The organism is Martelella sp. UBA3392 (genome assembly GCF_002358775.1).
In the GTDB taxonomy this organism is placed as follows: domain Bacteria; phylum Pseudomonadota; class Alphaproteobacteria; order Rhizobiales; family Rhizobiaceae; genus Martelella; species Martelella mediterranea.
In genome coordinates this window covers 1-8,638 of record NZ_DEPM01000026.1, presented here as the reverse complement: position 1 = coordinate 8,638, position 8,638 = coordinate 1, and the positions used below count along the sequence as shown (strand labels likewise).

Below are 8,638 nucleotides of genomic sequence, written 5' to 3'. Positions count from 1 at the left end.
CCGAATGGGTGTATTTCCTGCCCCTGTTCCCCTTGTTCCTGATGCTGGTCACCGGCCTCTATCTGTTCGCACTGCCCTATTTCAGCGGCCGGCGCAGCAAGACAGTCGAGTGACGTCGTCGTCGGTGAATATCTCGGCCAGAGATATGGAACCAAGGCTGACGGCCTGCCGATAGCGCGCTCGCCCGGGTCGGGTTGTTGAACACCAACCCGACCAGGCAAAGAGCTTGGCAAACGCCGGTCTCGCTGCAAGGCACCAAGAGCGGCATCTACTGCAAGCGGCTGATGACGGAGAAATATGCGTGTTTCGTCTGGAGGGAAAGCAAGTGGGCGCGACAGTCGATGACGCTCGACAATTACAAGAGCGCACAACACATCATCGCGCAACCGGCGCCCGAGTGGCAGCCTTATTTCCTTCCGACGCTCGACGCCATAGGCGTAACGATCAAGCCGCATATCGAGATTTCGGGCCTCGGCGCCATTGACCGCGTCATTGCGCAGACGGAGCGGGTGCTGACTGCTTCGGAAGGTTTTTCCCGAATTTTCTCGCCGGATATCATCTCGATTCCAGCCCCGTTCGAATGCGAATTTCCATTCTACATGACCTGGGGAAAGAGGACGCATTCCTCCCAGGCACATCAATGGTTTCGCAACCAGATCACCGAAACCGCCCGAGAGCTGAAATAGCGACCTTGCGACCACGCCAGTTGTGTTCATGTCATGGGCGCCCCGTTTTACCTGGTTTTCCCTAAGGCCGATCCGGTGAGGGTCGGTTCCGGCTCCGGCCTTGCCCTGGAGCGAAGCGTGAGATTGCGTTCCGGCAACAACATCCTGCCATGAACGCCGGCGCTGGGTGGCGCGAACTTCTATAAAGATTAAAAAGTCATATTTAAGATTTTTTGATTGCGCAAATTTCGTCGCGCTGGCATTTTCCCCTCCGGAATGGAAAGGGAGGATACGCCATGGCCGGATGTCTGGATCATATCAGGGTTATCGACCTCAGCCGCGTCTTCGCCGGTCCCTGGGCCGGGCAGATGCTGGCCGATTTCGGAGCCGACGTGATCAAGCTGGAACACGTCAAGGGCGGCGACGACGTCAGGCGCATGGGCGTGCCTCACCTGAATGCCGATGGAGCGCCGACGGGTGAAACCTCGAGCTTTCTTGCGATGAACCGCGGAAAGCGCTCGGTCGCGCTGGACCTGAAATCGCCGGAGGGGCGGGAGATCGCGCGAGAGCTGATCGAGAAGGCCGATGTGCTGATCGAGAACTTCAAGACCGGCACGCTGGCGCGCATGGGGCTGGACTATGAGACGGTCGCCAAGCTCAACCCCCGCCTGGTCTATTGCTCGATCACCGGCTTCGGCCAGACGGGACCGATGGCGCACCTGCCGGGTTATGACCCGATCTTCCAGGCGATGAGCGGACTTCTGTCGATCACCGGCTCGTCCGAGGACGAACCGGCGCTGGTCGGCTACTCGATCTCGGATATCACGGCGGGGCAATATGCGGTCGCCGCAATCCTTGCGGCGCTGAACCATCGCGATGCCGTTTCGGGCGAGGGGCAGTTCATCGATATCGCGCTTCTGGACACCCAGATCCACGCCGCCTCCCATATGGCGATGAACTACCTGTCCTCCGGCAAGCTGCCGCGCCGGAACGGCACCGCCTCGCAGATCACCTGCCCCTGGCAGGCCTTCGACTGCGCCGACCGGCCGATCATGATCGCCATCGGCAATGATCCACAGTTCCGCCGCTTTGCCGACTATCTGGGACTTGACGGCGTTGCCGATGACGAACGCTACGCCACCAACCTCGCAAGGGTGCAGAACGCCGACACGCTGGTCCCGCTGATCGCGGAAAAACTGGCCGCCAGGAACGCCGACGCCACCTATGCCGAACTCGAGGCAATCGGCATTCCGGCGGGGCCGCTCAACAGCTTCGAGGACACACTGCAGATGCCGCAGGTCAAGGCGCGCGAGCTGGTGCGCCAACTCGACCATCCGAACGCGGGCCGCGTCAATTACATCGCGAACCCCGTACGGTTTTCGGGCGATCAGGCGACAGCCACAAGGCCTCCGCCGCTTCTGGCCGAACATACCGACGAGGTGCTGCGGGAGATCGGATTGACCGAGGAGCGCATCGCCGAACTGCGCGGCACCGGCGCGATTGCATAAAGGGAAGCCGACAATGGAAGACTGGATGGAAAACGCCCGCATGATCGTGGACAGCGCGCGCGCCATCGTGCCCGCCGACGGCGATCTCAGCCGTGTCCGCGCCGCGCGCGGCAAGGGCATAGACCGCGCCATGATGGCAAAGGCGGGCGAACTGGGCCTGTTCCTCATGCGCGTTCCGGAGGAAGCCGGTGGACTGGGGTTGGGCATGCGCGAGGCCTGCGAACTGATGCAAGTCCTGGGCGGCGGGCTCACGCCCGAGCCCATCGGATCGACCATCATGGCGGCAGCGCTTCTGGGCGAGGCCTTCCCCGAAGAGGCCGCGAGCGGCGCAAAGGTCATGGTAACGGCGTGGCAGGACGATGCGGCATCGCTGCGGTTCGAGGGCGGCGCGGCCGACGGAGGGCTGCACGGCGTCAAGATCGCCGTACCGGATGATGCGGATTTCTTCGCCGTGCTGACCGGGGCGGGCGTCGCCGTCGTGCCGCGCGATGCGCCGGGCGTCACGATCACCGCCGCGGACACGCTGGATGGCGGACGGATTGCCACGCTCCGCCTCGAGAAGGTGGCCGCCGAGCTGTTTCCCTGTCCGCAGGCCGCGGCAGTTATTCAAGACGCGGTGCTGATGCATTCGGCCTATCTGCTCGGCCTGTCGGACCGAGCCTTCAACATCACGCTGGACTATCTGAAGGTCCGCGAACAATTCGGACGCCCGATCGGCAGCTTTCAGGCCCTGCAGCATCGCGCCACCGAGATCAAGATCCGGATCGAGCTGCTGCGCGCCGCCGTCATGGCGACCGCCGCCCGCTTCGATACCGGCGCGGATATCGCCAGCCGTGCCCGCGATGCCGACCGCTGCAAACTGCGCGCGGCCGAAACCGCGATGCTGGTCGCGCGCGAGGCCGTGCAGATGCACGGCGCCATGGGCATTACCGACGAGGCCGATATCGGCCTGTTCGTCCGCCGCGCCATGACCGACGCCAATCTTTTCGGCGCGCCCATTGCGGTGCGCGCCCGGCTCACCCGCACTCTGGAGGATACCGCATGAGCACCGATTACAACGCCATGTCGGACGGCGATTTCCGCGCCATGATCCGCGATTTCGTCGAGAGCGAATATCCCGACATCCCCCGCTTTCCGCTGGAACGCCTGCACTGGGACGAGGTGAAGCCGTGGTACATGGCCCTGTCCCGGCGCGGCTTCCTGTGTCCGACATGGCCTGTCGAACATGGCGGCATGGGTCTTTCCGCCGGCAAGCACCTGATCATGATCGAGGAACTCGAGCGCTTCGGCGCGGCCCGCGTCCACGATATCGGCCCGGTCATGCTCGGGCCGCTGCTGCTGAAATACGGAACCGAGGCACAGAAGGCGCACTACCTGCCGCGCATCCTTTCGGGCCAGGACATCTGGGCGCAGGGCTATTCCGAGCCGGGCGCGGGTTCAGACCTTGCGGCGGTGCGCTGCGAGGCGGTGCGCGACGGCGACGAATGGGTCATCAACGGCCAGAAGACCTGGACCACGCTCGGCATGGATGCCAACTGGATCTTCATTCTCGCCCGCACCGACAAGACCGTGAAGAAACAGGCGGGAATCAGCTTTCTTCTGGTGCCGATGGACGCGCCCGGCGTCACCACCCGCAATATAGAGAACCTCGCCGGCGAGGCCGAATTCTGCGAGGTATTCTTCGACGATGTCCGTGTTCCGCTGGATCATATTGTCGGCGGCGTCAACGAGGGATGGACCGCCGCCAAGGCGTTGCTCGGACACGAGCGGGTCTTCATCGGCGCGCCCCGTCTTTCGGCAAGCGCGCTGGCAAGGCTTGCCCATCTGGCGAAGCGTAACGGCGTCTGGAACGATCCGGTCTTCCGCGACCGCTACGTCGCGCTGGAATGCGACATGCGCGATCTGGGCGACCTGTTCCAGACCTACATGGACCGCCTGAAGGACGGGCGGGAAATCGGCGCGGACGTCGCCATGCTGAAGATATTCCAGTCCGAACTGTACCAGCGCATCTCGGAGCTGATCATGGAGATCGCCGGCCCCGAGGCTGGCCTGTCGCACCCGCCCGAAGGCGATCGTCGTCTGCATGCGGCGGCCACCTATCTGTCGGCGCGCCCGATCACGATCTTCGGCGGCTCGACCGAAATCATGCGCAATGTTCTGTCAAAGGCCGTGCTGGGCCTGCCGAACTGAACCGCACGGCTTCATTAAATCATAGAATTGACTTTTAAGCTCATAAGAGCCATGGTGGACATTATCGGGGCGTGGAGGCCGCGGTTATTTTTCCGGAAAACGGATACCAAGGGAGGATTTCGCTTGTTTCATTCTAACCTCATGAAGGGCACGGTCGTGGCCGTTGCCATGCTGACCGCCCCGGCGGCCTTTGCCCAGGACGATGTGACGCTGCCCAAGACGATGATCTGGACGTCTTACGATCTCGGCTCGACCGGCTATGTCGAAGCCTCGGCCATGGCCGACGCGCTGGACAAGAAATTCGGCACAGCCGTGCGGCTGACGCCCTCGGGAACGGCCATCGGTCGCTTGCTGCCGCTGGTGCGCGGCCGCGCGAATTTCGGTTTCATGGGCAATGAGATCCTGTTCGCTTCGGATGGGACCTATGAGTTCGCGGCCGCCGATTGGGGCCCGCAGGACCTGCGGGTGCTGATGGGCCGCCCCGCGGCCGTCGGCCTTGTCGCCGGCAACGACACCGATGTCGAAACCATGGCCGACCTCAAGGGCGCCAGCGTCGGCTTCGTCGAGGCCAGCCCCTCAACCACGATGAACACCGAGGCCGCACTGGCCTTCGCCGGCCTGACGCCGGACGATGTCAACAAGGTGATGTATCCCGGCTACGGCGCGATGATGTCGGCCTTCGTCGCCGGCGAGGTTGACGTCGTTCCGGTCACCACCACCGTTGCCGCGCTGCGCGAAGCCGAAGCCGGGCGCGGGTTCCACTGGCTGGACATGTCCGCCGACGATGCCGAGGGCTGGAAGCGCGTGACCGCGCGGGCAAGCCTGTTCCAGCCGATCACAATGACCAAGGGCGCCGGCATTTCCGAGGAAAACCCGGCCGAACTCTTGGGCTACAGCTATCCGCAGCTGACGACGCTCGCCAGCACCGACGAGGACGAGGCCTACAACCTTCTGAAGGCGCTGGATCAGGCCTATCCGGACTACAAGGACGCCAATGCCGTGATGGCCAACTGGAAACTGGAAGACTCGGGCCGGACGCCGTCCGGCGCGCCCTTCCACCCCGGCGCGATCAAATATCTCAAGGAGCGCGGCATCTGGACGGATGCCGACCAGGCCTGGAACGACCAGCGCATTGCCGAGATCGAAAAGAACAAGGAAATGTGGGCCGCCGCGACCAAAGCCGCCAAGAAGCAGGGAATCTCTTCGGACGGTTGGGTTGCTTTCTGGGAACAGTATCGCACTGAAAACGCACAGTAATCCTGCTCGGGCGCGGCCGTTTGCGCCGCGCCCGGCAATTCAGCCTCGCGCCCTGCCGACAGGATAAGGCCCATGTCTTCTCAGATCATTCCGAACGCTCCCGGGGCGGCCAGGTTCTGGCAGCAGGAGGCCCAGCGCATCTCGGGCGCTGCATGGTTCGCCGTCATGGCGCTTTCCACCGTGGGCATCGCCATCATCGTCAACCAGATCTTCAACCTGCAGATCCTGGGCTGGCGACCGATCAGCACGGCCTATTACTATATCGTGCTGGGTCTGTTCATGCCGGTGGCGTTTCTCGGCACGCCGGCGCGCCAGGCCGATGCGAGCCGGGTGCGCTGGTACGACTGGGTGCTGGCGGTGGCGGCCTTCGGCATCTGCATCTTCTTCTCGACCCGGACCGACGCCATCCTCTATCAGGGTTGGGAATTCGAAGCCCCGACTTATGTGGTCGTGATGGCCACGTGCCTCGTGCTTCTGTCATTGGAAGCCGTGCGCCGCTGCGCCGGCCTGCCGCTGCTCATCATCTGCGCGATCTTCGCGACATTCCCCCTTTATACCGGCCATATGCCGGGCTTTCTTTGGGGCGCGCAGATGAGCTTCAGCGAAACGGTGCTCAGCCATTCGCTGGGTGTGGAAAGCATTATCGGCATTCCCCTGCGGGTGATCGCCGACCTGTTGATCGGCTTCATCCTGTTCGGCGTGGCGCTCACGGTTTCGGGCGGCGGGGCCTTTTTCATGGATCTTGCGAGCGCGCTCATGGGCCATGCGCGCGGTGGACCGGCAAAGGTCGCGATCCTGTCCTCGGGCTTCTTCGGGTCGCTGTCGGGCAGCGTGATCTCGAACGTGATCTCGACCGGTTCGATGACCATCCCCACCATGAAGAAATGCGGCTATCCGGCGACCTATGCGGGCGCGGTGGAATCCTGCGCCTCGACGGGCGGCGCGCTGATGCCACCGGTGATGGGATCGGTCGCCTTCGTCATGGCGTCGTTCATGAACGTGCCCTATGCCGATATCATGGTCGCGGCAACCGTGCCCGCACTGCTGTTCTATCTTGTGCTGCTGATCCAGACCGATTGCTATGCGGCCCGCAACGGGCTGAAGGGGCTTCCGCGCGACCAGTTGCCGAAGCTGTGGCTGGTGCTGCGCTCGGGCTGGATCTACCTCGTCTCGCTCGTTGCGCTGGTCTGGCTGCTGCTCGCCACCAATGCCGAGGCGAAAGCTCCCTTCTACATCACCGTGCTGCTGGTCCTGACCGCGCTGTGGCGCGCCCGCAAGGATGGCATCGGCAAGCCGATCGTCACCATGATCCTCGAGGTCGGGACGACCATCGGCATGCTGGTCGGGGTGCTCGCGGGCGTCGGCATGGTCGTGGGATCGTTGGCGATCACCGGCGTCGGCAATGCCTTCAGCCGCGAACTGCTGCAATATGCCGGCGGCAATCCCTATCTGCTGCTGCTCTTCGGCGCGGCCACGAGCTTCATCCTCGGCATGGGGATGACGGTTTCGGCCTGCTATATCTTCCTAGCCGTCGTCCTCGCGCCGGCGCTGACGGAGGCGGGATTCAGCCAGATGGCCGCTCACCTCTTCATCCTCTATTGGGCAATGCTGTCCTATATCACGCCGCCGGTGGCCATGGCCGCCGTCGCCGCCGCCTCGATCGCCAAGGCGCCGGCCATGCAGACCGGCGTGACCGCGATGCGGCTTGGCGCGCTGCTGTTCGTGCTGCCCTTCCTGTTCGTGCTGAACCCGAACCTTATCCTCGAAGGCGATGCGCTGCATGTCGCGATGGCGGTCGGCACGGCCATCGTCTCGATCCTGATGCTGTCGGCCGCGTCGGAACGCTGGATTTATATCCTCAACCGCTCCGCCAGGGGCTGGGAGGCGGTGGTCTTGCTTATCGGCGGGTTGTGCCTGCTGGTGCCGGAACGCATGTCCGACCTGATCGGGTTCGCCGCACTGGCGCTGGTCATGGGCCACGGCCTGCTGACGCGCAAGAAGGAGATCGCCGCATGACCACCCTCACCGTTGCCCTGCCCGATGGCATCACGCTTCACGCGCGCATCGATGGCCCCGAGGGCGCGCCCTACGTCGTCTTCGCGAATTCGGTCCTCACCGACATGTCGATCTGGGACGCACAGGCCGATGCGCTGGCGGACCGCTACCGCGTGCTGCGCTACGACCAGCGCGGGCATGGCGCGTCGGAGGCGAGCGCGGGCGCGATGGATTTCGCCCGCTACGGCGCCGACCTGCTGGCGGTCATGGATGCGGCGGGCGTGGACCGCTGCGCCGTGGCCGGCCTGTCCATGGGCTGCCCGACGGCGCTTGCAGCACTTGCCGCGGCACCCGACCGCTTCGCCGCCTTCATCGCCGTTGATGGCGTGATTCGCAGCGCCCCCGGCCGCGCGGCCTTCTGGACCGAGCGGCGCGAAACGGCGCTAAGCGACGGCATGGAAGCGATCGCCGCCTCTACCGCGCCGCGCTGGCTGCCCGGCGAGAGCGAGGACAGCGCCCTCAGCGCCCGTCTTCGCGCGATGATCGCGGGAACCAGCGTCGAGGGCTTTGCCGCCGCGACCTATGCGCTTTCGGACTATGACCAGACCACCGCGATCGCCTGCCCGGTGCTGGGCATCGCCGGCGCCGATGACGGCGCCATGCCCGACGCGGTGTCGAAACAGTTCGGCGGCATCCCCGGCGCGCGGATCGCGATCATACCCGGCGCGGGCCATCTGCCCAACTTCCAGAAACCCGAGGCCTTCAACGACGCCCTGCTGGCCTTTCTCGACCAGAACTACCCGACCACGAAGGAGCAAGCCTGATGCCAGGACCGCTGTCCCATATCCGCGTCCTCGATCTCAGCCGTATCATGGCGGGGCCGTGGAGCGGCCAGATCCTGGCCGATCTGGGCGCCGACGTCATCAAAATCGAGCGCGCGGGCGAAGGCGACGACACCCGCCGCTGGGGCCCGCCCTTCCTGAAGGACAAGGACGGAAAGCCGACCAAGGAATCGGGCTATTA

The 8,638-nt window shown here is 64.3% G+C and carries 8 protein-coding genes; all 8 read left to right on the top strand.

The window, feature by feature from the left end; translation table 11 throughout:
* The first annotated feature begins 194 nt into the window (after positions 1-194).
* Positions 195-686 (top strand): LysR substrate-binding domain-containing protein, encoded by a 492-nt coding sequence (locus B4E36_RS02140; protein ID WP_345899921.1) that lies wholly within the window; start codon positions 195-197, stop codon positions 684-686.
* Between the two features lie 275 nt (positions 687-961).
* Positions 962-2,173, top strand: a complete 1,212-nt coding sequence (locus B4E36_RS02135; protein WP_292057840.1) for a CaiB/BaiF CoA transferase family protein — start codon at positions 962-964, stop codon at positions 2,171-2,173.
* A gap of 13 nt (positions 2,174-2,186) precedes the next feature.
* A complete protein-coding gene (locus B4E36_RS02130) occupies positions 2,187-3,218 on the top strand; it encodes an acyl-CoA dehydrogenase family protein (protein ID WP_345899920.1) in 1,032 nt (343 codons plus the stop codon).
* Positions 3,215-4,363 (top strand): acyl-CoA dehydrogenase family protein, encoded by a 1,149-nt coding sequence (locus tag B4E36_RS02125; protein WP_292057836.1) that lies wholly within the window; start codon positions 3,215-3,217, stop codon positions 4,361-4,363. Before B4E36_RS02130 ends, B4E36_RS02125 begins: the two co-directional genes overlap by 4 nt.
* A 123-nt stretch (positions 4,364-4,486) precedes the next feature.
* Positions 4,487-5,620 carry a TAXI family TRAP transporter solute-binding subunit gene (locus B4E36_RS02120; protein WP_345899919.1) on the top strand — a complete coding sequence of 378 codons (1,134 nt, stop codon included), beginning with the start codon at positions 4,487-4,489 and terminating at the stop codon, positions 5,618-5,620.
* A 72-nt stretch (positions 5,621-5,692) separates the two neighbouring features.
* Positions 5,693-7,636 carry a TRAP transporter permease gene (locus B4E36_RS02115; protein ID WP_292057833.1) on the top strand — a complete coding sequence of 648 codons (1,944 nt, stop codon included), beginning with the start codon at positions 5,693-5,695 and terminating at the stop codon, positions 7,634-7,636.
* Positions 7,633-8,439, top strand: a complete 807-nt coding sequence (locus B4E36_RS02110; RefSeq protein WP_292057831.1) for an alpha/beta fold hydrolase — start codon at positions 7,633-7,635, stop codon at positions 8,437-8,439. Before B4E36_RS02115 ends, B4E36_RS02110 begins: the two co-directional genes overlap by 4 nt.
* Positions 8,439-8,638, top strand: a 200-nt coding sequence (locus B4E36_RS02105) for a CoA transferase (RefSeq protein WP_345899918.1), incomplete at its 3' end; no start/stop codon positions are given. The genes B4E36_RS02110 and B4E36_RS02105, both read left to right, overlap by 1 nt.

Coding starts and splice junctions, on each gene's coding strand:
- B4E36_RS02125 (WP_292057836.1), top strand. CDS start 3,215: ATGAGCACCGATTACAACGCCATGTCGGACGGCGATTTCCGCGCCATG.
- B4E36_RS02115 (WP_292057833.1), top strand. CDS start 5,693: ATGTCTTCTCAGATCATTCCGAACGCTCCCGGGGCGGCCAGGTTCTGG.
- B4E36_RS02110 (WP_292057831.1), top strand. CDS start 7,633: ATGACCACCCTCACCGTTGCCCTGCCCGATGGCATCACGCTTCACGCG.
- B4E36_RS02135 (WP_292057840.1), top strand. CDS start 962: ATGGCCGGATGTCTGGATCATATCAGGGTTATCGACCTCAGCCGCGTC.
- B4E36_RS02130 (WP_345899920.1), top strand. CDS start 2,187: ATGGAAGACTGGATGGAAAACGCCCGCATGATCGTGGACAGCGCGCGC.